A 25,005-nucleotide genomic window follows, 5' to 3' on the forward strand; every position below is an offset into this window, starting at 1 on the left:
TGAAACTAATATAAAAGAGATCGGCTGCCCTAAGGGTAGCCGATCTTAATTATTTATAAAAACATTAAAAGGAATTGCTTATTCTTGCATTCCTGCTTGAATAGCGGTGATAAGCACTGTATTGTAAATATCAGGTACTGTAGCCCCACGACTAAGATCGTTTACAGGCTTGCGCAAGCCTTGTAGCATAGGTCCTATAGCGATAGAGTGCGTTTCTCTCTGTACGGCTTTGTAAGTGATATTTCCTGCATTGAGGTCTGGAAAAATAAGTACATTAGCCTTACCAGCAACAGGAGAATCTGGCATCTTCTGTTTGGCTACAGTGGCATCCACTGCGGCATCGTATTGGATAGGGCCTTCTACAAGTAGATCAGGGCGTTGTGCTTTTACTATCTCAGTGGCTTCACGCACTTTGTCTACATCTTCTCCACTTCCTGAAGTACCTGAAGAGTAAGAAAGAAGGGCTACTTTAGGTTCTATGCCAAAGGCTTTGGCTGACTCGGCAGAGGTGATAGCAATTTCAGCCAATTGTTCTGCTGTAGGCTTAGGCACTACCGCACAGTCTCCATATACCAATACACGATCAGGTAAGATCATAAAGAAGACTGAAGAGACTGTCTTCACGCCTTTCTTAGTTTTGACAAACTGCAAAGAGGGGCGTATGGTGTGTGCTGTGGAGTTCACTGCTCCAGATACCATCCCGTCAGCCTCTCCCATGAATACCATCATAGTACCATAGTAAGAGACATCAAGCATCAGCTCTTGAGCTTGTGCTTCAGTCATGCCTTTTTCTTTGCGTATTTCATACAATTTCTTCCAATAAGCCTCATAGTTAGGGTTCTTCTTAGGAGAGACAATTTGGATACGCTCAGGGTTCCAAGTAAGGCCTAACTCATCCACACGAGCGAGGACTTCTTTTTCTTCTCCTAAGATAGTCAAATAAGCCAATCCATCTTCAGCAAGCTTAGCTGCTGCAGAGAGGATTCTCTTATCTTCTCCTTCGGGAAGAACAATGCGTTTTTGAAGTTTCTTAGCCGTTTCTACCATGTAATTTTGGAACTTCTTGGAGGTATCAGGCGTTGCGTCAGATGTGTTCATTATCGTTCTATTTTTTTTAATATTCCTTCTGAACCACAAAGGTACGATTTTTTTAGGTAATAGGTAATAAATAATAGGTGAAATTTTTTAATAAAAAAGCTGCCTTTTTGGGGCAGCTTTCTTTATCATGGAATTGAAAATTTTATTTATCCTCTAGAAGATTTTCCTTTTTTGGCTTTAGAACCTACACGGCTCATAGCACATCGGAAACCGATATAGTCAGTAGCACTATACTGAGGGAGATATCTGCGCTGTGCTGGATCTATCCAATAAGCACGATCTCTCCAAGAACCTCCTTTGATTACACGAGCTTCGTCGTCTATAAGGGTAGTACGGTCGTTAGAACGGTCATATACTTTTATGATACCTCCTTGACCATCGCTAAGGATTTTTTGGTTAGGAGAGTTATACATGGTACGAGACACATTAGCTCTCTGGCTTGCTGTAAGAGAATCTATGTTTTCAGAATGTCTGTCCATAGTAAGTTTTGCATATTCCTTGCTTGATACTCTATCCCCATCACGGTAGTTACGATTATCTGCAGTAGTAAAGTTATAACGGAGGTAAGTTTCGTTATCGTCCACAGCTACCTTAGCCAACTGACCAGGAAGGTTTCTTGCTATGATACGTCCGTTACTTAGGGTATCATAAGTGATAGATTGAGCATCTACTACTACAAGCTTACCATCTTCACCGATTTTGTTTTTAGTATACACATTACCACGATAGTAGTTGAAGTCACTAAGTTCATCATCTACACGAGGACGATATACGTCGGCTACCCATTCAGCTACATTACCAGCCATATCATAGAGCCCAAAGTCGTTAGGAGCAAATGTTTTCACCTTAGTTGTGATATCTCCCTTGTCTTCAGACCATCCTGCAAGTCCACCATAGTCCCCTTGTCCTTGTTTGAAATTGGCCATTTGGTTACCCATCTCAGCACGTTTTCCATTACGAGTATAGCGACCTGCCCAAGGGTATTTCTTACGCCCACGGATACTGTTGTATTCACGGATACCATTAAGAGACTTAGCAGCATATTCCCATTCTACTTCAGTAGGGAGGCGGTATTCAGGAAGGAGGATACCTTCTGTCTGCTTAGCATAGGTCACATTGCCATCCTTATTAGTAGCTTTCTTACCTGCAAATTCGGATACTTTTCTACCATAAGAATTTTCAGGTGTGTTTAGGTAAGTATCCGTACTGAAAGTACTTTCAGCATCTACTTGATAGCGAGAACCTTGTTGTATATAGCCATCTTTTTCAAGGATAGACTCATTTACACGGTTGGTACGCCAAGAGCTGAATTGGGTTGCTTGTACCCAGTTCACCCCTACTACAGGATATTCTGCATAGGCAGGGTGACGAAGGTATTCGCTTACCATTGTTTCATTAGCACTTAGTGGGCTTCTCCATACGAGAGTATCTGGAAGCGCTCCTAAGTAAATGTTCTTATAGTGACCGTCCTTATCTTCTGGAGGGAAAACTTGCTTAAGCCAATCGAGGTACTCCATATACATTTTGTTAGTTACCTCAGTTTCATCCATATAGAAGGATTGTACGTGTTGTTGGCTTGGAGTATTATTCCAGTCATGCATCACGTCGTCTTGTACTTTACCCATAGTGAAAGTACCCCCTTCTACAAATACCAATCCAGGACCGGTTACTTGTTCCTTGAAGTTTGTATTGTATTGGAATCCACCTTCTTTAGCGTTTATTTTCCACCCTGTGGCACTGGAAGTATTCTTATCAGATCCTTTCTTTCCACAGCCTACTAGAAATGCTGCCACTAAGAGAGAGGCTAACATAGGTTTTTTTAAACTTTGCATATCCATTTCTAAATAAAATTTTCTAATTGTTCAATTTTGGCGCAAGTTACTACTTTTTTTCGATACAAAAAGCATTTTTTGTTTTTTTTTTCATATGTTGATAACTTCTTTTTTAACACTGTTTTTCCTTTAAAAACAAGGGGTTACGAAGTTCACAAGATAAAAAACTTTTAAACACTCATAAAAACATTAGCTAAAATTAACACTTAGTTTGTCATTTTGATAGGTTAAATTATATTTTTTAGATAGAAAATTACGGCTTTTTCACCTGTTGTGGAGGATACTGTTTGAGGATCTCACTGACAAACTTATCTATCTGTTCGTCCTTGTTGGCTCTTTCGGAGAGCATTCCAGCTCCTTTCCCTTGCCAGATAAGGTCTTTCCCCTTGCCATCAATAATATCAATGAAGAGGATTCCCTCTGTCAGGGTAGGGGTCACTTGTACCGTGCTCCCCCATACGGGTCCCCAGCCCCAACCGACTCCTACAGTCTGGTACAAATCCTGTCTTTCTCTCTCTCGAGTAAAGAAATTAACAAAGATATCGGGAGTCTCCGATAGGGTATACCCTTTCTCTAACATTCGGCTCTCAATGCTTCTGAGGATACGCTTCTTGTCTAAGTCGGAGACTTCTGCCTTATCTATTCCTTCCTTGAGGAATGCAAAGGTCTTATACTGAGCAAAAGGTGCCTTACTGTCATAATCTGAGCTTACTTGTATGCCTGCACAAGAGGTCAAAACAGTGGCGACTATTGCGAGGGTAATGAATGGTTTCATAAACACAATTTTTTGATTAAAAATATACCTATCAAAAAATATACCAAAAATAATGAACAGGGAGCAGTGAGCAGGGGTGTAACAATTTCCTTTTAAAATTTTATACAATATCAAAAGTTAATGGTTAATAAGAAATCTCATTAACCATTAACCCCTAATCATTGATTATTTATTTGATTTTATTAGCATATTTGTCATAGTAGAAAATAGGTAATGGTTTTCCATTATGCTTAAGGGATTCCAATTCTTTGATAAAATCACTAGATTTTCCTACAATGATAAAGCGTAAATTGTTATACTTTATATATTTGTTAGCTACACGCTTTACATCTGCTACAGTTACTGCTTCTATATTCTTGATATAATTGCTGTAGAAATCCATAGGGAGCTTCTGTGTCTCTCTGGTTACAGCAAGGTTGGCAATGGTAGCAGGGTATTGGGTAGACATGACAAAGCGTCCGACCAGCTGTCCCTTTACCTCTTTGAGCTTCTGTTCGCTAACATTTTCTGTCTGGATACGCTTGATCTCTTTAAGAATTTCTACCACTGACTTAGCTGCTACTTCGTTACGTACTCTCACTGATACAAAGAAGTTAGCCAAAGTAAAGCGGTTTGTCCCCATGTAAGAGCGGGCTCCATAGGTGTATCCATGCTGTTCACGTAGGTTGATATTGATATAGCTACCATAGTCTCCTCCAAGTATTTGGTTGAGTACTCTTACAGCAAAATAGTCCTTATCACTCATCTTAAGTGGATAGAGGTTGAAGACACTAATTTCTGTCTGTACTGCGGTAGGCACATCTACTAAGTTCACCTGAGTATACTGTACATCCTGAGGAGTAGGAGTGGTCATCTGTAGCGATTTGGCAGGCCACCATCCATGGAAATATTTGGATACTAATTCCTCCACCTGAGCGGTATTGACATCGCCCACCACTACCATATAAGCATTGGCTGGAGAAAAATAAGTCTTATAGAAGTTGGAGACATCACTAAGAGTAATACTCTTGAGGGATTCTTCGGTATAGAAACTTCCATAAGGATGTTTTTTACCATAGGTAAGAGCACTATTGAGACGGTAGATAATGCTCTGAGCACTATTCTCTTCTGCTTTGAGTGAAGCAATGGCTTTGTCACGTGCCTTATCCAATTCTGCTTGGGTGAAGTTCGGGTGCAGGGCAGCCTCAGCAAATAGCTCCAATACACGTGGAAAATAGCGAGTCAAGGAATAGGTATTTCCTCCATCGACAGTAAGGTATACCGTAGCTCCCATACGATCAGTTTCCTCTACGAATGCCTCTTTGGAGATATTTTTGGATCCACCTCCCATAAGCTCAGAGGTGAGATAGTACATCCCTGGCTTCTGAGTTTCATCGATAGGAGGTCTGTCCAAGGTAAGGCTAACAGAGACATGAGGTAGCTTATGGTTTTCCACGACCATAAGGGTAAGCCCATTAGGGAGTTTTTTCACATGAGGTTCTCCCAAAGTAAAGGAAGGCATTTGGGTAGGCTCAGGCATCTTGTCTCGATCTATCTGGGCAGACAAGAGAAAAGGGGTAAGCAATGAAATGCTTGCTAATAATATTTTTTTCATGGAGATGCTTTTTAGTTGGATTTTTTTTCAGGTAGATAATCTATTTCTAAGCGTTGGTTTGCATTGAGATATTGCTTAGCTACACGGCGAATATCCTCACGAGTTACCTTACGATAGAGATCTAATTCTTTGTTAATAAGGTTGGTATCCTTGTAGAAAGTATAGTCCACAGCCAAGGAGTAGGCTATTCCTCTTACATCTGAATTATTAGCTATAAAACTGGTTTCAAAGGAGTTAAGAAGCTTTTCATATTCTTTTTCAGAGATAAGTTCTGTCTGTAAGCGCTTAATTTCACTGTCCATATCGCGAGTAAGCTGTTCCAAAGGTGCATCCTGAGCCACAGCAGCAATCATAAGGATTCCTATATCCTCATAGTTACAAGTGTAAGAGATGAATTGGAGTACTTCTTTCTTTTCCTCTACCATCTTTTTGTAGAGGCGGGCACTCTCTCCATTGGCCAAGAGAGCTTGGATGAAGTCCATCACACGTGCATCTTGTTCGGTCATCTTAGGAGTACGCCAAGCCAATACTTTGGCTGGAGCTGTGATATTAGCATCATAGTCAGTTACTTTTTTAGTCTGTGTGATGGGGGCATCCATAGGATAATTACGAACTGGCTTAGCCTGACGATTTTTGATAGGACCAAAATAGGTTTCTATCCAGCTTTTTGCCTGATCTTTCTGGAAATCTCCAGCTACGACCAAGACTGCATTGTTAGGGTTGTAGTAACGGTGGTTGTAACGGATGAAGTCTTCGAGCTTGGCGGAGTTCAGGTCGTCCATACTACCGATGGTAGGGTGTTTGTAAGGGTGCTTATCGAAGAGCTGATTTTGCACCACAGGCATATAGATGATTTTTCCATAAGGTACATTATCCGTTCCTTCGCGTTTTTCTTCTTTGACTACTTCCTTCTGTGTATCCACACCTATCTGATTGATTACAGGGTGAAGCAATCGTTCGGACTCCATCCACAAGGCCAGTTGTAAGTTATTGGAGGGAACGGTCTCATAGTAATAAGTCTTGTCCACATCGGTGAAAGCGTTGTTATCTCCACCATGAGCAGAGACAATATCGAACCAACGACTTCTGGGGATATTCTTGGTTCCTTCGAAGAGTAGATGTTCAAAAAAGTGAGCAAAACCGGACTTCCCTGGGAGGTCATCTTTGGCTCCTACATGATACATAACTGTAGTAGTGACTACAGGAGCAGAATTGTCCTGATGTAGAATCACATGCAATCCATTAGGGAGGTCATACTCTTCAAAGTTGATTTTTTGTGCCATAGCTATTCCAGTGGAGAGTAGCAAAGCATTGAGCGTTAAAATATATTTTTTCATAAATGAAAGTGATAAAAACATTACGGCAAAGTTAGGTTTTTTTCCTGAGATAAAGAAATATTTTAGGAAAAACTTACCTTTATAAGAATAAAAAAAGGTTACCCACATGGGGTAACCTTTTTGAAGGTATTAAATCCTAAATAATTATTTTATTAGGTTGATTTCTACACGACGGTTAAGTTCTCTACCTTTCTTGTTCTTGTTAGAAGCGATTGGTTTTTCAGGACCGAAACCTTGAGATTCTAAGCGGCCTGCATCGATACCACCTTGGATGAGGTATACTTTCACAGCATCAGCTCTGTTTTGAGAAAGGATCATGTTTTTAGCTTTCTTACCAGTGCTATCAGTGTGACCTTCGATACGGAAGCGGCTGTTAGGATATTTCTTAAGAACATTAATGATTTGGTTCAATACTTCAGCAGATTGGAACTTAATAGTAGCCTTACCTGTATCGAACAAGATAGTCTTAGCATATTGGTTCAACTGTTTTTGTTCTTTTTCATCAGGTTCTGGACAACCTTTGTTGCTTGCAGGACCAGCTACTTCAGGGCAAAGGTCATCTTTGTCAAGAACACCATCACCATCTGTATCAGGCCAAGGACATCCACCGTTTTCAGCAGGACCAGCTACATCTGGACATTTGTCATCTTTGTCAGGAATACCATCCCCGTCAGTATCAGGACATCCGTTGAATTCTTTTGGACCAGCTACTTCAGGACAAGCATCGTCTTTATCAGGAATACCGTCACCGTCAGTATCAGGACATCCGTTGAATTCTTTTGGACCTTTTACTTGTGGACAAGCATCGTCTTTGTCAGGAATACCATCACCATCAGTATCAGGACATCCGTTGAATTCTTTTAGACCAGGTACTTCAGGACAAGCATCCTTATTATCAGGGATACCATCTTTGTCAGTATCTTTAGAACCGAATTTGATAACGATTCCAGCAGAGTGTTGGAAGTAGTCAGTTCCATTCTTTTGGAAACCATGGTGGTAACCTGTCTGAAGGTTTACACCAAGGTGGTCAGTGAACCAGAAGTTGATACCACCACCAGCAAGAGCTTTGAATCCTCCTTCTTTGTCATCGAAGCGGCTTTCGTAAGCAGTATATCCTCCCCCTACTTTGATATAAGGATCGAACCAGCCTGATTCTGTAGTAAACAATCTTCTAAGAGCATACTTAGCTTGTAGGTTAGCACTCCAGAATGATTTATCTTCGCTGTATCCATCGAATCCTTCTTTGATTTTGTTCAAGGATCCTTCGATTTCAGCAGAGAAACCAGCACCTATGTAACGAGCTACAGAGAGCTTAGTCACAGCAGGAAGAATGTTCAAGTCTTTAGTTCCTCCCCAATCTTTGAGGAAATCTCCAAACTGATGAGGTGTACGGATATCAACAGCATTGATTCCGAACCCTATCGCCCATTTGCTGTTTTCATCCTGCGCTTGCACAGAGCCTACTGTAGCTACCAATGCTAAAGACGCTAATGAAATTTTAATTCTTTTCATACGTTTGAAATTTAATTTAATATTTGTAATTGTTTAAAACTCGCCGCTAAAGTACAATTTTTTTTTCTCCTACACAAAAATTTTTCAGTACTCGAAAAAAAATTAACATATTAATAATGTTTGTTATGTGTTTTTAAGCTTAAAAATCTCCCTAAAAAGACCTTATTTCTGTTGATAACTTTTTTCATCCCCCTTCAAAACACCTAAAATCCCTTTGACTAGAAAGGGATGAAATAAAGTGCAAAGATACAGATTTATTTTTAATAATGAAAGACAAATCTACTTTTTTTAAAAACTTTTTACTTTGTTGTCTCTTTTCTTGCAATACAATGAAAAACAAACTGTTGCAGATCAGGCAAACTTTGTTCTCTCTTTATTTTCTGTATTGATGGATATTTATTTGGTAACTTCTGAAAAAAAATGTACTTTTGCAAGGAATTATTACACTTTTTAAGGATATTGTTATGAAAATGTCTCCTTCTGTAGCGCAACAGTATACACAAGAGCACCTTTCAGCCCTTCAGGCACAGCGCTTGGCTCACGAAATAGCCTTTGCCCCTGTGGTGTTTCAGGTATCGCGCTTGATGATAAAGTTTGGCATCCTTCAGCTCCTCTCGGATCACAATAAGGGATTGACCCAGAAACAAATTGCCGAGCACACTTCTGTGAGTGAGTATGCTGTGCAAGTGCTCCTAGAGGCTTCTCTCTCTATAGGAACGGTTCGAGTAAGTGAGGATCGCTTTGTACTTACCAAAGCGGGGTGGTTTCTTCTCAATGACGAATCGGTAAGAATCAATATGGATTTTATCCATGAGGTATGCTACCAAGGGCTTTTCTATATGGAAGAAACCCTTCGGGAAGGGCGTCCGGCAGGACTTGAGGTCTTCGGACAGTGGCCTACTATCTACGAAGGACTCTCCCAGCTACCCAGGGAAGCTCAAAAGAAATGGTTTGCTTTTGACCATCATTACTCGGATAACTCCTTTCAGGAGGCTTTGGAGATTGTCTTCTCTTCTCCTGTAAAAAAGCTCTTGGATGTAGGGGGCAATACTGGGCGCTGGGCAATGCAGTGCGTAGGCTATAACCCTGAGGTAGAGGTTACCATCATGGATCTTCCCCAACAGTTAGGCCTCATGCGAGAGGCTACCCGAGGAAAGGCTGGCGCAGATCGTATCAAGGAATATCCTGCCAACTTGCTCGATCCAAAGGGAACATTCCCCAAAGGGTTCGATGTGATTTGGATGAGCCAATTCTTGGATTGTTTCTCCCAAGAGGAGGTCATCAGTATCCTCAGGCGGGCTGCTCAGGCAATGGATGCACATACCGTACTATATATATTGGAGAGCTATTGGGACAGACAGCAGTATGAGACAGGAGCTTACTGCCTTACTCAGATCAGCCTTTATTTCTCGGTGATGGCCAATGGTAATAGCAAGATGTACTATTCTCAGGACATGATACGCTGTGTGGAAGCTGCTGGATTAGAGGTTACCCAGATTCATGACCACTTAGGAAAGGGACATAGTATCTTCGTATGTAAGAAAAAATAATAGCTAATAGCAAGCTAATGAAAATACTACATATTGACAGCAATCATCCCTTGATGATAGCTCAGCTCCAAGAAGCGGGTTTTGAAAATGATACAGACTACCTCAGCAGCAAGGCTGAGATAGAGGACAAGATCGCAGCCTATGATGGTATCGTGATTCGTAGCCGCTTCCCTATAGATAAAGGATTTATTGACAAGGCCTCTCGCCTGAAGTTTATCGCTCGGGTGGGGGCAGGTATGGAAAATATTGATACAGCCTATGCCCATCAGAGGGGTATCGCCTTGATCTCTTCTCCTGAAGGGAATCGCAATGCGGTGGGGAATCATACTTTGGCTCTTCTACTTGCCTTGCTCAATAAGCTCAAGAAGGCGGATCAAGAGATAGCTCAGGGGCTATGGCTCAGGGAAGAAAACCGTGGCTATGAGCTGGATTCTCTTACGGTAGGAATCATCGGCTATGGCAATATGGGGAAGGCTTTCGCTAAGAAGTTACGAGGGTTCGATTGTCGAGTACTCTGTTATGATATCAAGGAAGGTGTGGGAGATACTTGTGCTACACAAGTGCCCTTGGAGGTATTCCAAAAGGAAGTAGATGTGGTAAGCCTACACACACCAGAAACTCCCCTGACTCTTGGGATAGTCAATACTACTTTTATAGAAGGATTTGCTAAGAATTTCTGGCTTATCAATACAGCCAGAGGTAAGAGTGTCATCACTGAGGACTTGGTCTCAGCCTTACAAAAAGGTAAGATCTTAGGTGCTGGGTTGGATGTCTTAGAGTATGAACAATCTTCTTTTGAGAATTTCTTCAAAGGGACACTCCCTGAGGCTTTTTCTTACCTGACTCAGGCTAACAATGTAATTCTCACCCCCCATATCGCAGGGTGGACGATAGAAAGTAAAACGCTTCTATCTCAAGTGATTGTGGACAAGATCAAGGCACTGGGTCATACCCACTCCCTCCCCATGGATGACAACGCATGATACGCCTGAGGGCAAGCCTACCGCCCTTAAGAAGTCCATACTTCTTGAGGGCTTCTAAAGCATAGGTGGAACAAGTAGGGCTAAAGCGGCAGGTGGGCGGTTTCAAAGGGGAAATAGCCACTTGGTAGAAGCGCACCAAAAGGATAAAGGGATAGGTCAAGAGTTGGCTTATTTTTCTTTGCATTATTCCTTCTTCTTATGAGTGCCTCCTTTGCTTGTTTGGGTACCTCCCTTGCCCGCTTTTTTACCTGTCTGCTTACGAGGTTTACGTGCAGGTGCTTTCTTTCCTTCTGTATCCATCACTGCTCTTAGGTTCTGAGCTTTAGAAGGTTTTTCTTCCACAGGATGCTCCTCTTCTTGTACCTCTTTGTCTGAAATAGGAGTCGAGAATACTGGATGGAGGACTTCTTCTGATTTCTCCGCCACTACTCTCTCAGGGACAGCCTCTTGCTCTCCTTCGAAGATAGTATCTACCAAAATGTTTTTCTCTGAAGTATATTTGCTAACAAAGTAGTGACTGTCTTTCTTGGTATTGGCAATATCCTCTGTTCTTAGTTGAGATAGTTTTGAATTGGCCTCAGAACGTATCTTGCGAAGAGTCTCGCTGAGCTCCTCTCGTGGAGCTATTCTCCCTTCTTTCTTCTGCATAAATGGATGCACCTGATCTACTTTATTAGTCACATCCTGAAAGAAAGGTATCTCCTTCACCTCTTCTTCTCTGTAGGAAGATTCTCGATATTCCTTAAGCATCTTCAGCCATAAGCTGTGAATATAATAGATCCCCTTGTATGCAGGGATTAGCACTGCCGCCGTAAAACAGCACCAGAAATACTGAAAAGTCTCATCATGAGGAACATACATCTGCCCTAAAAACAACATTGAATAGATGACACTTCCTATAATGGCTATCATCATCAACCAAGCAAAAGTTACTAAAAATAAATTTTTCATTTTTATATATTATTAGGGGTTATCTTTTTTAATTTTCTGATTATCAATACTATAATCCTTTCTTTCTCTCCAAAAATACAAGATGTATTGATTTGGCAAATATAACACTTTTTAAATAAAAAAACAACACTTCTTGCAAAATTATTTTAATTCTCATTCTTTAATCATTCTTAGAAAAAAATACTGTTGATAAATTTTTCTGATTTTTCACTAAAAAAATTGTATTTTCGCACCCATTAAAAACACAAGGAAAATGAAAATCAATTTTTTTAAAACTCAAAAAATCAGGCAATTTTCCTACCAACCTCGTTATTATCAGGAGACTGAGGAGCGGGGTGGATTTTCCATTGTAAAGCACCAGAGTAGGGCGTCTTCGTTTCGCCGCCAATGGAAAGAGATGCGCCAGCCTGCCAGTATTCGAAGCCATTCCAATCGGTTGGTATGGGTTATTGTACTAGTACTGATTCTCATCCTCTTCTATTTTTTCGATTTTAATCTGTCTTTTTTCCTGAATAAATAATTGTTTTTGAGTATCTTTCTTTTTCCTAACACAAATAGATTTTTTTAGATGTCCGACATTATACGATTACTTCCTGACAATGTAGCCAATCAGATAGCCGCCGGTGAAGTCATCCAGCGACCTGCCTCCGCCGTAAAGGAGCTCTTGGAGAATGCTATTGATGCCAAGGCTACTCAGATAAAGCTCATCCTCAAGGATGCAGGACGTACCTTGGTGCAGGTGGTGGACAATGGTATAGGTATGTCTCCTACCGATGCTCGCTTAGCTTTTGAGCGACATGCTACTTCGAAAATCCGTGTAGCTGATGACCTTTTCTCCCTACAGACTAAGGGCTTCCGTGGAGAAGCTCTGGCTTCCATTGCTGCTATTGCTCAGGTAGAAATGACCACCTGCCAGGAGGGGGAGGAGATTGGCACTGCTATTACCATAGAAGGGAATAAGATTACAGATCAATATCCTACTGTAACCCAGAAGGGAACCTCTATCGCAATGAAGAATCTTTTCTTCAATGTGCCTGCTCGGCGCAATTTCCTCAAGTCCGACAATGTGGAACTCCGTCATATCTTGGACGAATTCCATCGTGTAGTCTTGGCTCACCCTGATATACAATTCTCTCTGATTCACAATGGGGTCGAACAGTTCAACCTCCCTCCTACTTCTCTGAAAAAGCGTATCGTACAGGTATTCGGCAACCGCCTGAACGAACAGTTAGTTCCTGTAGAAGAAAAAACAGAGGTAGTCAATATACATGGATTTATCAGCCGCAACAGTTTCAAGCGCAATAAGTCTCTTCAATTCTTCATGGTCAATCATCGTTTTATCAAAAATCGCTATTTGCACCATGCCGTACTAAGTGCCTTCGAGGGACTGCTCAGGGAGGGGGAACAGCCTGAGTATTTCCTTTATTTGGAGATAGATCCCAAACATATTGACATCAACATACATCCTACCAAGACTGAAATAAAGTTCGACAACGACCAAACGATCTATGCTCTTCTGCGCTCGGCCATCAAGCATAGCTTAGGGCAGTTCCATGTGCTCCCTACCATTGATTTTTCTTTGGATGAGAGTCAGGAGGTTCCCTATTCCTATAAGGATAAGGAAGCTCAGACTCCTACCTATCAGGTGGATCGCAATTTCAACCCCTTCAAGATGGACAACCCCTCCACCTTAGGAGGAACTTTCTCTTCTCATAGAAATACTCCATCTCCTCAGTGGGAGTCGCTCTATGCGGGGATTCCTTCTCGAGTAAACGATCCTTTTGAGAAAGAACAAGTCGTCCCCACTCTGATAGAACACCCTACAGAGGTCAAGGTTCAGACACTCTTATACTTCCAGAAAAAATACATCATCACTTACTTGAAGGATAAGGTACTTTTTATCCATGTATCACGTGCCCACCAGCGCATTCTATACGAACGGTTTCACAAGAGTATTACCCAAGGGGTGAGCATAAGCCAATCGTTGTTATTTCCTCTGGAGTTCGAATTTTCCCCTACGGAAATCATCTCCCTACAGGGGTTGATTCCTTTACTTAATAGAGTTGGTTTTCTCTTGGAGATTCAGGGGAACAAAATCTGTTTTACCGGACTCCCCCCCATGGTCAAGGAGAGCCAAGTGGAGGATATCCTGCACCAGCTATTAGAGAAGGAAATGGAGGATATCCCTCAAGATGAACTCTCTCAGAAGGAGGCCTTGGTCAAGAATCTATCCAAGAGCCTTGCTGTTAAGGCCGGACAAACACTTAGTGCTGAGGAACAGGAACAGCTGGTCTATGACCTCTTCTCCTGTAAGGATAGTCTGATAAGCCCCTTTGGCAAAAAAATATATACAGAACTATCCTCTAACGAACTGGAAAATAGGCTACAATAATCAACAATTAATGATCAAAATGATTAACGATTAATGATTAACTACAACTAACAATGGAACACTAACAACTGACAATAAAACACTAACAACTGAACCCTATGAACATACACAAGAACATTTCACTACAAGCTTATAACACCTTTGGCATAGAACAAAAAGCAGCTTTACTTATAGAAGCCTATGATACAAAAGATATCCTTGAGGCACTGCGCTCTTATCCAAACCTAATCGTACTGGGGGGAGGTAGCAATATCTTACTTACCCAAGAGATACAGACCCCCATACTGAAAATCATGCAAAAGGGAATCTCTGTAGAAAAAGAGACAGACTCACATGTATGGATCAAAGCACAAGCTGGAGAAGTCTGGAGTGACTTTGTGGACTCCTGTGTAGCAAGAGGATATGGCGGTCTGGAGAACCTATCCCTAATCTATGGCACAGTAGGTGCTGCTCCTGTACAGAATATAGGTGCCTATGGGGTAGAGCTCAAGGATGTACTTTCCTCCTGTGAAGTGCTTGACCGAGAAAGTGGTCAAACCATGACCCTCTTGAAGGAAAACTGCCACTTTGGCTACCGTGATTCGCTCTTCAAACAGCAAAAAGGAAGGTATATCATCCTCTCTGCAACCTTTTGCCAGACAAAGCGCGACCACCTTTTCAAAACACACTATGGAGATATTCGCGCACTTTTACAAGAAAAAGGCTGGGGAGAAACTCCTGAACTCATCTCGAAGGTTATCAAAGAGATTCGCCTAAGCAAGCTCCCTAACCCTACAGAACTGGGCAATAGCGGAAGCTTTTTTAAGAATCCTGTCATCCCAAGAGAACAATTCCTCTCCTTACAAGAACGTTACCCTACTATGCCGCATTTTGAGATATCTGCCGAGGAAGTCAAAGTTCCTGCGGCCTTCCTTATTGAGACTTGTGAGCTGAAGGGCTTCAGAATAGATAAAGTAGGGGTTCACCACAAACAACCCTTAGTCTTAGTCAATTTTGGTGGGGCTACTGGCGAAGAAGTACTTGCTTTGGCTCGCCATATCCAAAAGCGTGTTCTGAATCGTTTTGGCATCCAGTTGGAAATGGAGGTAAATGTTTGGTAGGGTGGCAAATATTTCTTACTTTTGCACAAAATTTTCACCTGATGCAATCATCACCTAAAAAACCCCAAGGAAAACACTCCTCTACCAAAGGAAAACGCTTTGACAGCAAAGAAAATACCACCAATCAAAAAAGGAAGACTTCTTCTGGTAAGGAGAATTTTTCTTCTGATAGGAAAAAGACTACTACTGGTAGGGAAAAGACTCCTTACAAAAAAGAAAAACCTTCCTATAACAAGGAGAAATCTGCGGAATACAGCCCCACTACTCGTGCTCCCTATAAGAGAAATACGCCTAAACCCAATGCCACCGACCAGAGCAAAGGTATTAGGCTGAATAAGTATATTGCTAATGCGGGAATCTGTGCGCGCCGAGAAGCCGATCGCTACATAGCCGCTGGAAATGTAGAGGTCAATGGCAAACCTATGACTGAGCTGGGGTATAGGGTACAGCCTACCGATGTGGTTAAGTTCGACGGAAAGAATATCTCTGCCGAGAAGAAGGAGTACATCCTACTGAACAAGCCTAAAGGCTTTATCACCACAACTCAGGACGAAAAAGGTCGCAAGACTGTAATGGACTTAGTTGCAGGTGCTGCCGAGGGAAATATAAAACCAGTAGGTAGGCTCGACAGACTCACCACAGGATTGCTCCTGCTAACCAATGATGGTGACCTGATGAAAAAGCTCACCCACCCTTCTCATGGAGTACGCAAGATATACCATGTGATCTTGGACAAAAAACTCGCTCTGGCAGACTTCCACAAGATCCAAGAAGGACTTACTCTTGAGGATGGCTTTATCCAAGTGGATGATATCAACTTCGTAGATGGAGCTCCCCACAATGAGATTGGGGTAAAGATACACAGCGGTCGCAATCGTATCGTGCGCCGTATCTTTGAATCCTTGGGCTATGTGGTAGAGAAGCTCGACCGTGTAGTCTTCGCTGGACTTACCAAAAAAGATCTCCCTCGTGGACACTGGAGAACCCTTACTGCACAGGAGATTATCAATTTAAAAAATCTTAGTCTTTAGCATTATGAATAAAATGAAAAAAACTTTACTAATTGGTCTTCCTCTCTTACTACTCGTACTGGGAGGGTGGATCTATATGCGTTATTACTTTGTCTTTGCCGAAGGTGTGAAGTCTGGATACCTCAACTATGCCGTATACAAAGGGGATCTATTCAAGACCTACGAAGGCAAGCTCATCCAGGAAGGTTTTGCCAAGACCAAAACAGGGAGTGGCATGCAGAGCAATGAGTTTGAGTTTTCTATAGAAAATAAGAAAATTTTTCAGCAGTTAGAAGTAAATAGTGGCAAGCACTTTGAACTTCATTACAGAGAATACCACAATGCATTGCCATGGAGAGGGAATACTGTATATATAGTGGATAGCATTGTCAATATGCGTGACTAATCGGCCTATGAAGAACACACAGATTTTCGGCCTACGCCCTGTCATAGAGGCCATAGAAGCCGGCAAGACCATTGATAAGATTTTTATCCAAAAAGGTCTCTCCGGCACTCTTTTCACCGAGCTCAACACTCTGATAAGCCAGCAGAAGCTCCCTTGTTCTTATGTACCTGTGGAGAAGCTCCAGCGGCTTACACGAGGGAATCACCAAGGAGTGGTAGCGCTACTCTCCCCAGTGGAGTTTGTTCCTTTGGAAGAACTCGTTCTCTCTACCATAGAGAGTGGGAAGGTTCCCCTATTGCTTATTCTTGACCATCTGAGCGATGTGCGCAACATAGGAGCTATTATCCGCACAGCCGAGTGTACTGGAGTCAGTGGTATTATCCTTCCCAAACAGGGAAGTGCCTCCATAGGAGAAGATATGGTAAAGACCTCCGCAGGAGCTATCTTCAATATCCCTTTGTGCAAGGTGGACAACCTGATCGATACCATCTACTACTTACAGGGTAGTGGTATCAAGGTCATAGGAGCTACCGAGAAGGCTTCTTCCCTACTCTACCAGCTGAACCTTACCGAACCTTTGGCTATTGTCATGGGAGCAGAGGATACAGGCATCAGCAAGGGAGTACTTAAGGTCTTGGATGAAAGAGCCAAATTGCCTATACAAGGAGAGATTTCCTCCCTCAATGTATCGGTGGCTTGTGGCGCTTTCTTGTATGAAGTGGTAAGACAACGACTTAATGGTCAATGACCAATGATTAACATCTCCCCTTCAAGAGGGATCATTCTAACCATTTTCCCCCATGCCTTCTTTTGAATTTAGATTTCTCTAAAAAAATATTTTTGTTTTTGAAATTTTATATGTAATTTTGCAGCCTAAAAAGGAGGAAGGAAAGATCCCTAAAAATCCTTTATCCTAAATAACTGAAAACTAACAATTCAAAATTCAAAACTAAAAATGGTTTCTTCAATTATAGAATATTTGAGCAGCATCAATCCCGTATTAGCAGCTTTGTATGCGACTCTCTTTACTTGGGGCGTTACCGCCTTGGGGGCAGCTTTAGTCTTTTTCTTTAAGAGCAGCAATAAGTTGGTCATGGATGGCATGCTGGGCTTCACTGGAGGAGTGATGGTTGCTGCCAGTGTATGGAGCTTACTGATTCCTGCTATTGATATGAGTGGGGGGGAACGCTTTGAAAAAGTACTTCCTGCCGTGATAGGCTTCTTAGGCGGCTCTCTCTTTATCTACGCTTTAGACAGGATTCTTCCCCACTTCCATCCTAATTTCAAACAAACAGAAGGTGTAAAATCCTCTTGGCAACGCACTACACTATTGGTATTGGCTATCACCCTACACAACATTCCTGAGGGGCTGGCCGTTGGGGTACTCTTTGGAGGGGTAGCCGCAGGGATTCCTGAAGCCTCCATCGCAGGAGCGGTGACCTTGGCTATAGGGATAGGCTTGCAGAATTTCCCTGAGGGAGTGGCTGTATCCATGCCTTTGCGCCGTATGGGGCTCAACCGCTGGAAAAGCTTTTTTTATGGACAGCTTTCGGCCATAGTAGAACCCATTGCTGGGGTATTGGGTGCCTTTGCTGTGGTTTTCTTTACCCCTATACTCCCCTATGCTTTGGCCTTTGCCGCTGGTGCTATGATCTATGTAGTGGTGGAAGAGACCATTCCTGAATCCCAACAGAGCCGCAATACAGATATTTCCACTATTGGCTTTCTTATAGGCTTTGTAGTGATGATGGTCATGGATGTAGCCTTGGGATAGAAAAAGTAAAAAAGACTTTCCTCTATGGAAAAAAAATGGTATATTTGCGTTTTCTAAAACGCAACCTATGTCTTTGACAGCCATCTCTCCTATTGATGGGCGCTATGCCTCAAAAACTACCGCCCTACAGGCTTATTTCTCCGAACAAGCCCTAATCCAGTACCGCCTACGAGTGGAAATAGAATACTTTATTGCCTTGTGTGAACTACCTCTGCCACAGCTTATGGGAGTTGACAAGAGTATCTTCCCCTCTCTACGAGCTATCTATAGAGAGTTTTCTCAAGCAGATGCCCTTGCCATCAAGGAGATAGAGCGTATCACCAACCATGATGTAAAGGCCGTAGAGTACTTCCTAAAGCAACAGTTCGACCGCTTAGGTCTTCATCCCTATAAGGAGTTTATCCATTTTGGCCTTACCTCACAGGATATCAACAACACCGCTATCCCCCTTTCTCTGAAAGAAGCTATCGAGAATGTATATCTCCCTGAAATAAAAATCCTTATCCAGAAGATAGAAACCCTTGCTCGGGAATGGAAGGATATCCCTATGCTGGCACGTACCCATGGGCAGCCTGCCTCTCCTACTCGCTTAGGAAAGGAAATGAAGGTTTTCGCAGTGCGCCTTGTGGAGCAGCTCCAGTACTTCTCCACGCTCAAGCATGCGGCCAAGTTTGGCGGAGCTACAGGCAACTACAACGCTCACAAAGTAGCCTATCCTCAGATCCAGTGGAGAAGTTTCGGAAAACACTTTGTGGAGGATATCTTAGGCCTACACCACTCCTTCCCTACTACTCAGATAGAGCACTATGACCACTTAGCGGCTCTCTTTGACCTTGTAAAGCGTATCAATACCATACTTATAGACTTCAACCGAGATATATGGACTTATATCTCCATGGATTACTTCAAACAGCGTATCAAAGAAGGTGAAGTAGGCTCTTCCGCTATGCCCCATAAGGTAAATCCGATCGACTTTGAGAACTCCGAAGGCAACTTGGGAATTGCCAATGCCCTCTTGGAACACCTTTCCGCCAAGCTCCCTATCTCCCGCCTACAGCGCGACCTTACCGATAGCACTGTATTGCGCAATATAGGCGTTCCCTTCGCCCATACCCTCATCGCGACAAGTTCCACGCTCAAAGGGTTGGATAAGCTTATTCTCAATCCGGACAAGCTCCATGCTGACCTTCAGGACAACTGGGCAGTAGTAGCCGAGGCTATACAGACTATACTGCGCCGTGAGGGATACCCCAATCCGTATGAAGCTCTAAAGGGACTCACTCGTACCAACCAAAAAATCAACGAGCAGACCCTCCACGATTTTGTAGATACCCTCGCTATAAGTGATTCCCTAAAGGCAACACTCAAGGCGATTACTCCAGAGAACTATACCGGTGGTGATTATCTTGATTACTAATCTGCCATGACCGAAGAAGATATTCTCGCCCTACTGGCGCTACAGCACACCCCTAATATAGGCGATATTACCGCCAAAAAACTCATTGCCCACTGCGGAAGTCCTGCAGCTATATACAAGGAGAAAAAACACAAAATCGCCCATATAGAACGTATAGGAAGCACTATCCTACAACACCTTTTCGACCCTATACACCGCGTAGCTGCCGAAAAGGAATGGCAATATATTCAGGATAATCACTTTAGCTATCACACATTCTTTGATGCCGATTATCCTGCCAATCTCAAACAAATCATTGATGCCCCTATTATTTTCTTTTCCAGAGGGAATATTGACCTGAAGAACAAGAAAACGCTCAGTATCGTAGGCACACGACAGATAACCACTTACGGAAAGGCCTTCTGTGAGAAGTTTGTCGAGGAGCTCTCTCCCTTGGAGGACTTGGTTATCATCAGTGGTTTTGCCTATGGAGTAGATATCGCTGCTCATAAGGCTGCTATGGACAATGGATTACAAACCATCGCTTGTTTAGCTCATGGATTGGACATCATCTATCCTGCCTCTCATAAGAAGTATACAAAAGAGGTAGAGGCCTATGGAGGATTCATTACCGAATTTTGGCACCAAAGCTCCTTCGATAGGAAGAATTTTATTGGACGAAACCGTATCATCGCAGGACTTTCCGATGCTACTGTTGTGATAGAATCTGCTCTGAAGGGCGGTAGCTTAGTCACTGCCGATATGGCCTTCTCCTATGACCGAGAGGTGTTTGCCATTCCTGGTCGCGCGGATGACACCTATAGTCAAGGATGCAACAAACTCATCAAGACAGACAAAGCACGACTTATCACCTCGGCTGCCGACTTGGTCTATTACATGGGTTGGGAAGTAGAAAAGAAAAACCCTAAGGTGATCACCCCTGAACTCTTCGTAGAGCTCACCCCTGAAGAAGAAAAAGTAGCCACTTACCTAAGAGAAAATGGCAAGCAGACCTTGGACGACTTAGCTCGAGAATGCTCCCTCCCTGTATACAAACTCTCCAACCTGCTCTTCCAAATGGAAATGAAAGGGGTGGTAAGACCCCTGCCTGGGAAAATGTTTGTAATGGCAAATAAGCAATAACGAACATTCTTTTCAATATAGTTTTTATCTATTATCTTATAGAAAAAAACAATACAAAACTATTGCTGTGAGCGAAAAATGTCGTAATTTTGCACCCGAAAACAAAGGGGAAATAAATTGTTTTTCATATATTAGATTTTGTGGTTAGAATTGGTAAAAGAGGGCGCAAGCTCTCTTTTATTTTTTTATCCCCTAAGCAACCGCTCTATCTCCTTTAGGTCATTTTTATAGCGAGTGAGTTCTGTCTGTACCACTAAGTATCCTCGCTTATTTTCTTTAGAGAGCACAAAAATAATAACAGGGGTATATTCTTTAGATTTTACAATAATATACTGATATGTTCCCACTTCCAATATTTCCCGTTCCAATCCCTTTGGTGATTTGATGCCAGTAAAAGCTTTCCACTGAGAGAGGAAATAGCCTTCCTCTGAGAGTTTTTCCTTAGGAAAATCCAACTTTAGCATTGCTATACAAGCATTGAATCCTTTTCCTAACTGGAGCAAATATTCTGGCTTCCCCTGCACTTCTTTTTGAGACAATTTCCACGGGGCAGAAACTGAGGAAAACGGAAAATCAAACTCAGGTGGAAGTTCATTGATTTTCTTTTTCTTCTCTAAAATATTTTTCTCTATGGTATTGAGCTCAATAGGTGCTTTGCAAAAGGTGTCCTCGAGATAGTCAAACCGCTCCTCTACATTGTAAAGCACCTCACAATCACAATAGCCACCATGGGAAGCAAGCCAAGTGATCACTTTTTCTGGATCAGATACCTTTTTTTCTGCAAGAAAACGTGTGATACCTCTTAGAGTGTGGTCACAGGGTGTCTTCTGTAGAGTCTTTTCTAAATAGTGAAAAAGCTCCGAGAAATACTTTTCTTCCATAGGCAAAGAAGCCCTAAAGTCGTTTAACTCTTTTTGAGCCAACGCCTTTCGGGCTTCTTTACATTTCTTCTTTTCTGCTATTTTCATTCTTCACTTTTCATTTTTCACTACACAGAGACTTTCCCTTTTATGGTTGGATAGGGATCATAACCCTCAAGAATAAAATCTGAGTAATCAAAAGCGAAGAGGTCTGTCACCTTTTCGTTGAGCTTCATGGTAGGCAGCGGACGTGGTTCACGGCTGAGCTGGAGCTTGACCTGCTCCAAATGATTTTTGTAGATGTGCAGGTCTCCAAAGGAATGCACAAAATCCCCTACTTGCAGCCCCGTCACATGCGCCATCATCTGGGTAAGCAGGGCATAGGAGGCAATATTGAACGGCACTCCTAAGAAAGCATCGGCGCTGCGCTGGTAGAGCTGACAGGAGAGGCGCCCCTCCATGACATAGAACTGGAAAAGAGCATGACAAGGAGGCAGTGCGGCCTTGTTATTTGCTACATTCTCAGCAAAGGATAACGAGGTATCGGGCATCACCGAGGGATTCCAAGCTGAAACCACCATACGACGGCTATCAGGATTGGTCTTGAGGGTATGGAGTACTTCAGTAATCTGATCAATCCCCTCTCCATTCCAGTTGCGCCATTGTGCCCCATATACAGGACCAAGATCTCCCTGTTCGTCTGCCCATTCGTTCCAGATACGTACCCCATGCTCGGTGAGGTAGTGGATATTGGTATCTCCCCGAAGGAACCATAGGAGCTCATAAATCACCGACTTGAGATGTATCTTCTTAGTGGTGAGCAAGGGGAAACCCTCTTGGAGGTTATGTCGGAGTTGGTAACCAAACACACTAATGGTACCTGTGCCTGTGCGGTCGTCCTTACTATGCCCATAGGTAAGTATATGATTGAGAAGATCTTTGTATGCTTGCATTTCTTACTGTTTTCAGGGGCAAAGGTAAGAAAAATAATGATTAATATTTAATATCTAATGATTAATGTTTATTAGTAGTATTAATCATTGATCTTTGTCGGCATTAATCATTGATCAAGCGCCTGCTTGAAATCGGCTATTAAGTCCTCTATATTCTCTAAACCTACCGCTACACGTACGAGGGTTTGGGTAACCCCACGGGCTACTTTCTCCTCTTCTGGGAATTCAGTATGAGTGTGGGTACTGGGGTGAGTAACGAGGGTCTCTACCCCGCCTAAGCTCACCGCAAAAAGGGCTACTCGAAGTGACTCGAAGAAAGTCTTTACCTTCTTCTCATCCTTCATCACAAAAGAAAATACAGCGCCTGCTCCTGAGGCTTGACTCTCTTGGATAGCCTTACCTTTATTGCTTGGCAAGGTTGGGTAATAGACCTTCTCCACAGCAGGATGTCCTTGTAAGAATTCTATAAGCTTGAGAGCATTGGACTGTGCATAATCCATACGCACCTTGAGGGTCTTGATACTACGTATAAGTAACCAACTATCGAAGGGAGAAATCAGTGCTCCTATGGCCACCTGAGCAAAACTAATTTTCTCAGCCAAGGTATCATCATTGACTACTACAGCTCCCGCAATAATATCGTTATGCCCACTGAGGTATTTGGTGGCACTGTGCACTACTATATCTGCACCCAACTCTAAGGGGCGTTGCAAGTAGGGAGAGAGGAAGGTGTTATCCACTATGGTCAGCAGCCCATGCTCTTTGGCAATGGCTACCGTACCCCGTATATCGGTCACATCCAAGAGCGGATTGGAGGGAGTTTCTATAAAGATTCCTTTGGTATTGGGGCGTATCGCCTTACGAATATTGTCCAAGTTGGTTGTATCGACATAGGTCGCTTCCAAACCGAATTTGGCAAAGACATCCTTCATGATACGGAAAGTTCCCCCGTAGATATCTAATCCAAAAACGAAGTGATCCCCCTTCTCAAAAATAGTAAAAAGCGAGGTAGTGGCTGCCATTCCTGAGGAGAAGCCAAAACCATGTCGACCACTCTCCAATTTGGCAATCAATGTTTCGAACTCCTTACGAGTAGGATTAGAGACACGACTGTACTCAAACTCTTGAGTTACTCCAAACTCATTAAGCGGAAAGGTAGAAGCCATATTGATACAGCTACCCCACTTCTGTGAGGGATCTTCCGTATTGCGAATCCCATGTATTGCGGTGGTTTCAAATTTCATACAATAGCAATTTTTTAAATAAATGTTTTTTTATAAAAAGCTGGTGCAAAAGTACAATTTTTTTACGAAACTACAAAATGAAAATATATTTTTATTTCAATTGTTGAAAAAATAGAATATTTTAGTTGTCAAACATTGAAGGATTATAGTTATACCTCTTTTAATTCTTTATCCCTATAATTCTAATTTTAAATTTTATTCAAAACAAATAAAGATTATTTACTCTTTTTTTGTACCTTTGTAGCCACAAAAAATATCATATTATGAATACAGAAAATACACTGAATGAGCACCAAGGGCACTGGATGCTTGCCAAATTGGGCAAACGAGTATTGCGCCCAGGAGGAAGAGAACTCACCGAGAAACTCATTGCAGGGCTTCAGATTACTCCAGAAGATGACATAGTGGAGTTTGCTCCAGGATTGGGATTTACAGCCAATATTGCCTGTAGCTACCATCCCAAAAGCTATACAGGGGTAGATCTAAATCAAGAGGCTGCCTCTGTAGCTCGCAAGCGTATCAAGTATGACAAGGCAAAGATTATCAATGCCAATGCCGCTGAAAGTACCCTCCCCGATACTTATGCCGATAAGGTATATGGCGAGGCTATGCTAACCATGCAACCTCTCGAGCAAAAGAAGGCCATCATAGCTGAAGCTTTTCGTATCCTTAAGAGTGGAGGCTACTATGGAATACACGAATTGGGTATCAAGCCTGATGATGTCTCTGAAGAAGTCAAAGAAGACCTCTTCAAGGAGCTAAGTGAGACCATCCGCGTACATGCTCGCCCGATGACTACAGCCGAGTGGACTGCTCTCTTAGAAGAACAAGGCTTTAAGATCATTAGGGTAGAACATAACCCTATGTTGCTCTTGGAGCGTAGTCGTATCATTCAGGATGAAGGCTGGCTCAGAATGCTCTTGATCACCTTCAACCTACTACGTTTCCCCGAGATAAGAAAACGAGTAAAAAAGATGAAAGCCTGCTTCCGCAAGTATCGGGACAACTTAGACGCGGTAGCGATTATTGCTCAAAAACCATAACCTAATGAAGACTATAAACAAATTTGCCAATGAGTCAATTATCCATTGACAC

The 25,005-nt window shown here is 42.4% G+C and carries 22 protein-coding genes and 1 pseudogene; 11 read left to right on the top strand and 12 right to left on the bottom strand.

Features of this window, described 5'->3' with window-relative positions; translation table 11 throughout:
* Positions 1-78: 78 nt before the first annotated feature.
* The 6 genes and pseudogenes from pta to CAPGI0001_RS01460 all read right to left on the bottom strand — a co-directional run.
* Positions 79-1,098 (bottom strand): annotated as a pseudogene (pta, locus tag CAPGI0001_RS01435) (phosphate acetyltransferase); the annotation flags it as partial.
* 146 nt (positions 1,099-1,244) lie between these two features.
* Complete coding sequence (gene gldJ / locus CAPGI0001_RS01440; RefSeq protein ID WP_445113558.1) at positions 1,245-2,936, bottom strand: gliding motility lipoprotein GldJ; 1,692 nt, start codon at positions 2,934-2,936, stop codon at positions 1,245-1,247.
* Between the two features lie 247 nt (positions 2,937-3,183).
* Positions 3,184-3,705, bottom strand: a complete 522-nt coding sequence (locus CAPGI0001_RS01445; protein ID WP_002665615.1) for a DUF4136 domain-containing protein — start codon at positions 3,703-3,705, stop codon at positions 3,184-3,186.
* Between the two features lie 169 nt (positions 3,706-3,874).
* Complete coding sequence (locus tag CAPGI0001_RS01450; RefSeq protein WP_002665794.1) at positions 3,875-5,299, bottom strand: M16 family metallopeptidase; 1,425 nt, start codon at positions 5,297-5,299, stop codon at positions 3,875-3,877.
* A gap of 11 nt (positions 5,300-5,310) precedes the next feature.
* Positions 5,311-6,636, bottom strand: coding sequence for a M16 family metallopeptidase (locus CAPGI0001_RS01455; protein WP_248601282.1), 1,326 nt, complete (start codon positions 6,634-6,636; stop codon positions 5,311-5,313).
* A gap of 144 nt (positions 6,637-6,780) precedes the next feature.
* On the bottom strand, positions 6,781-8,148 hold the full coding sequence (locus CAPGI0001_RS01460; RefSeq protein ID WP_002665798.1) for an OmpA family protein: 1,368 nt from the start codon (positions 8,146-8,148) through the stop codon (positions 6,781-6,783).
* Between the two features lie 464 nt (positions 8,149-8,612).
* Here CAPGI0001_RS01460 and CAPGI0001_RS01465 point away from each other — a divergent pair, with 464 nt between their 5' ends.
* On the top strand, positions 8,613-9,698 hold the full coding sequence (locus tag CAPGI0001_RS01465) for a FlxJ family methyltransferase (RefSeq protein WP_040359254.1): 1,086 nt from the start codon (positions 8,613-8,615) through the stop codon (positions 9,696-9,698).
* A 17-nt stretch (positions 9,699-9,715) separates the two neighbouring features.
* Positions 9,716-10,681: a 2-hydroxyacid dehydrogenase gene (locus tag CAPGI0001_RS01470; protein WP_002665755.1), complete on the top strand. Its 966-nt coding sequence runs from the start codon at positions 9,716-9,718 to the stop codon at positions 10,679-10,681.
* Here CAPGI0001_RS01470 and yidD read toward each other — a convergent pair.
* From yidD to CAPGI0001_RS12880, 3 genes are all read right to left on the bottom strand, one after another.
* Positions 10,632-10,841: a membrane protein insertion efficiency factor YidD gene (gene yidD / locus CAPGI0001_RS12670; RefSeq protein ID WP_081451908.1), complete on the bottom strand. Its 210-nt coding sequence runs from the start codon at positions 10,839-10,841 to the stop codon at positions 10,632-10,634. The genes CAPGI0001_RS01470 and yidD overlap by 50 nt on opposite strands.
* Positions 10,842-10,864: 23 nt before the next feature.
* A complete protein-coding gene (locus tag CAPGI0001_RS01475; protein WP_002665894.1) occupies positions 10,865-11,632 on the bottom strand; it encodes a hypothetical protein in 768 nt (255 codons plus the stop codon).
* A gap of 315 nt (positions 11,633-11,947) precedes the next feature.
* Positions 11,948-12,103, bottom strand: a complete 156-nt coding sequence (locus tag CAPGI0001_RS12880) for a hypothetical protein (protein ID WP_155813416.1) — start codon at positions 12,101-12,103, stop codon at positions 11,948-11,950.
* Between the two features lie 97 nt (positions 12,104-12,200).
* Between CAPGI0001_RS12880 and mutL the strand changes: the two genes are divergently transcribed.
* From mutL to dprA, 8 genes are all read left to right on the top strand, one after another.
* Positions 12,201-14,024, top strand: a complete 1,824-nt coding sequence (gene mutL / locus CAPGI0001_RS01480; protein WP_002665796.1) for a DNA mismatch repair endonuclease MutL — start codon at positions 12,201-12,203, stop codon at positions 14,022-14,024.
* Between the two features lie 98 nt (positions 14,025-14,122).
* Entirely contained in the window at positions 14,123-15,124 is a 1,002-nt protein-coding gene (gene murB, locus CAPGI0001_RS01485) for a UDP-N-acetylmuramate dehydrogenase (protein ID WP_002665920.1), read from the top strand.
* A 41-nt stretch (positions 15,125-15,165) separates the two neighbouring features.
* Positions 15,166-16,155, top strand: a complete 990-nt coding sequence (locus CAPGI0001_RS01490; RefSeq protein ID WP_002665704.1) for a pseudouridine synthase — start codon at positions 15,166-15,168, stop codon at positions 16,153-16,155.
* A 13-nt stretch (positions 16,156-16,168) separates the two neighbouring features.
* Complete coding sequence (locus tag CAPGI0001_RS01495) at positions 16,169-16,540, top strand: hypothetical protein (protein WP_040359257.1); 372 nt, start codon at positions 16,169-16,171, stop codon at positions 16,538-16,540.
* A 7-nt stretch (positions 16,541-16,547) separates the two neighbouring features.
* Complete coding sequence (rlmB, locus tag CAPGI0001_RS01500; RefSeq protein ID WP_002665651.1) at positions 16,548-17,288, top strand: 23S rRNA (guanosine(2251)-2'-O)-methyltransferase RlmB; 741 nt, start codon at positions 16,548-16,550, stop codon at positions 17,286-17,288.
* Between the two features lie 207 nt (positions 17,289-17,495).
* A complete protein-coding gene (locus tag CAPGI0001_RS01505; protein WP_002665790.1) occupies positions 17,496-18,314 on the top strand; it encodes a ZIP family metal transporter in 819 nt (272 codons plus the stop codon).
* A 67-nt stretch (positions 18,315-18,381) separates the two neighbouring features.
* Positions 18,382-19,731, top strand: a complete 1,350-nt coding sequence (gene purB, locus CAPGI0001_RS01510) for an adenylosuccinate lyase (protein ID WP_002665692.1) — start codon at positions 18,382-18,384, stop codon at positions 19,729-19,731.
* A 6-nt stretch (positions 19,732-19,737) separates the two neighbouring features.
* Positions 19,738-20,853, top strand: coding sequence for a DNA-processing protein DprA (dprA, locus tag CAPGI0001_RS01515; protein WP_002665802.1), 1,116 nt, complete (start codon positions 19,738-19,740; stop codon positions 20,851-20,853).
* Between the two features lie 185 nt (positions 20,854-21,038).
* Here dprA and CAPGI0001_RS01520 read toward each other — a convergent pair whose 3' ends face one another.
* The 3 genes from CAPGI0001_RS01520 to CAPGI0001_RS01530 form a co-directional block, all read right to left on the bottom strand.
* Positions 21,039-21,821 (bottom strand): DUF2695 domain-containing protein, encoded by a 783-nt coding sequence (locus CAPGI0001_RS01520; RefSeq protein WP_002665901.1) that lies wholly within the window; start codon positions 21,819-21,821, stop codon positions 21,039-21,041.
* Between the two features lie 20 nt (positions 21,822-21,841).
* Entirely contained in the window at positions 21,842-22,666 is an 825-nt protein-coding gene (locus CAPGI0001_RS01525) for a thymidylate synthase (RefSeq protein WP_002665648.1), read from the bottom strand.
* A gap of 107 nt (positions 22,667-22,773) precedes the next feature.
* Positions 22,774-23,910: a trans-sulfuration enzyme family protein gene (locus tag CAPGI0001_RS01530; RefSeq protein ID WP_002665799.1), complete on the bottom strand. Its 1,137-nt coding sequence runs from the start codon at positions 23,908-23,910 to the stop codon at positions 22,774-22,776.
* Positions 23,911-24,173: 263 nt separating this feature from the next.
* Between CAPGI0001_RS01530 and CAPGI0001_RS01535 the strand changes: the two genes are divergently transcribed.
* Complete coding sequence (locus CAPGI0001_RS01535) at positions 24,174-24,953, top strand: class I SAM-dependent methyltransferase (protein WP_002665914.1); 780 nt, start codon at positions 24,174-24,176, stop codon at positions 24,951-24,953.
* The last annotated feature ends 52 nt before the right edge of the window (positions 24,954-25,005 follow it).

The organism is Capnocytophaga gingivalis ATCC 33624 (genome assembly GCF_000174755.1).
GTDB lineage: Bacteria > Bacteroidota > Bacteroidia > Flavobacteriales > Flavobacteriaceae > Capnocytophaga > Capnocytophaga gingivalis.

Coding starts and splice junctions, on each gene's coding strand:
- gldJ (WP_445113558.1), bottom strand. CDS start 2,936: ATGGATATGCAAAGTTTAAAAAAACCTATGTTAGCCTCTCTCTTAGTG.
- CAPGI0001_RS01445 (WP_002665615.1), bottom strand. CDS start 3,705: ATGAAACCATTCATTACCCTCGCAATAGTCGCCACTGTTTTGACCTCT.
- CAPGI0001_RS01450 (WP_002665794.1), bottom strand. CDS start 5,299: ATGAAAAAAATATTATTAGCAAGCATTTCATTGCTTACCCCTTTTCTC.
- CAPGI0001_RS01455 (WP_248601282.1), bottom strand. CDS start 6,636: ATGAAAAAATATATTTTAACGCTCAATGCTTTGCTACTCTCCACTGGA.
- CAPGI0001_RS01460 (WP_002665798.1), bottom strand. CDS start 8,148: ATGAAAAGAATTAAAATTTCATTAGCGTCTTTAGCATTGGTAGCTACA.
- CAPGI0001_RS01465 (WP_040359254.1), top strand. CDS start 8,613: ATGAAAATGTCTCCTTCTGTAGCGCAACAGTATACACAAGAGCACCTT.
- CAPGI0001_RS01470 (WP_002665755.1), top strand. CDS start 9,716: ATGAAAATACTACATATTGACAGCAATCATCCCTTGATGATAGCTCAG.
- CAPGI0001_RS01475 (WP_002665894.1), bottom strand. CDS start 11,632: ATGAAAAATTTATTTTTAGTAACTTTTGCTTGGTTGATGATGATAGCC.
- CAPGI0001_RS12880 (WP_155813416.1), bottom strand. CDS start 12,103: ATGAGAATCAGTACTAGTACAATAACCCATACCAACCGATTGGAATGG.
- mutL (WP_002665796.1), top strand. CDS start 12,201: ATGTCCGACATTATACGATTACTTCCTGACAATGTAGCCAATCAGATA.
- murB (WP_002665920.1), top strand. CDS start 14,123: ATGAACATACACAAGAACATTTCACTACAAGCTTATAACACCTTTGGC.
- CAPGI0001_RS01490 (WP_002665704.1), top strand. CDS start 15,166: ATGCAATCATCACCTAAAAAACCCCAAGGAAAACACTCCTCTACCAAA.
- CAPGI0001_RS01495 (WP_040359257.1), top strand. CDS start 16,169: ATGAAAAAAACTTTACTAATTGGTCTTCCTCTCTTACTACTCGTACTG.
- rlmB (WP_002665651.1), top strand. CDS start 16,548: ATGAAGAACACACAGATTTTCGGCCTACGCCCTGTCATAGAGGCCATA.
- CAPGI0001_RS01505 (WP_002665790.1), top strand. CDS start 17,496: ATGGTTTCTTCAATTATAGAATATTTGAGCAGCATCAATCCCGTATTA.
- purB (WP_002665692.1), top strand. CDS start 18,382: ATGTCTTTGACAGCCATCTCTCCTATTGATGGGCGCTATGCCTCAAAA.
- dprA (WP_002665802.1), top strand. CDS start 19,738: ATGACCGAAGAAGATATTCTCGCCCTACTGGCGCTACAGCACACCCCT.
- CAPGI0001_RS01520 (WP_002665901.1), bottom strand. CDS start 21,821: ATGAAAATAGCAGAAAAGAAGAAATGTAAAGAAGCCCGAAAGGCGTTG.
- CAPGI0001_RS01525 (WP_002665648.1), bottom strand. CDS start 22,666: ATGCAAGCATACAAAGATCTTCTCAATCATATACTTACCTATGGGCAT.
- CAPGI0001_RS01530 (WP_002665799.1), bottom strand. CDS start 23,910: ATGAAATTTGAAACCACCGCAATACATGGGATTCGCAATACGGAAGAT.
- CAPGI0001_RS01535 (WP_002665914.1), top strand. CDS start 24,174: ATGAATACAGAAAATACACTGAATGAGCACCAAGGGCACTGGATGCTT.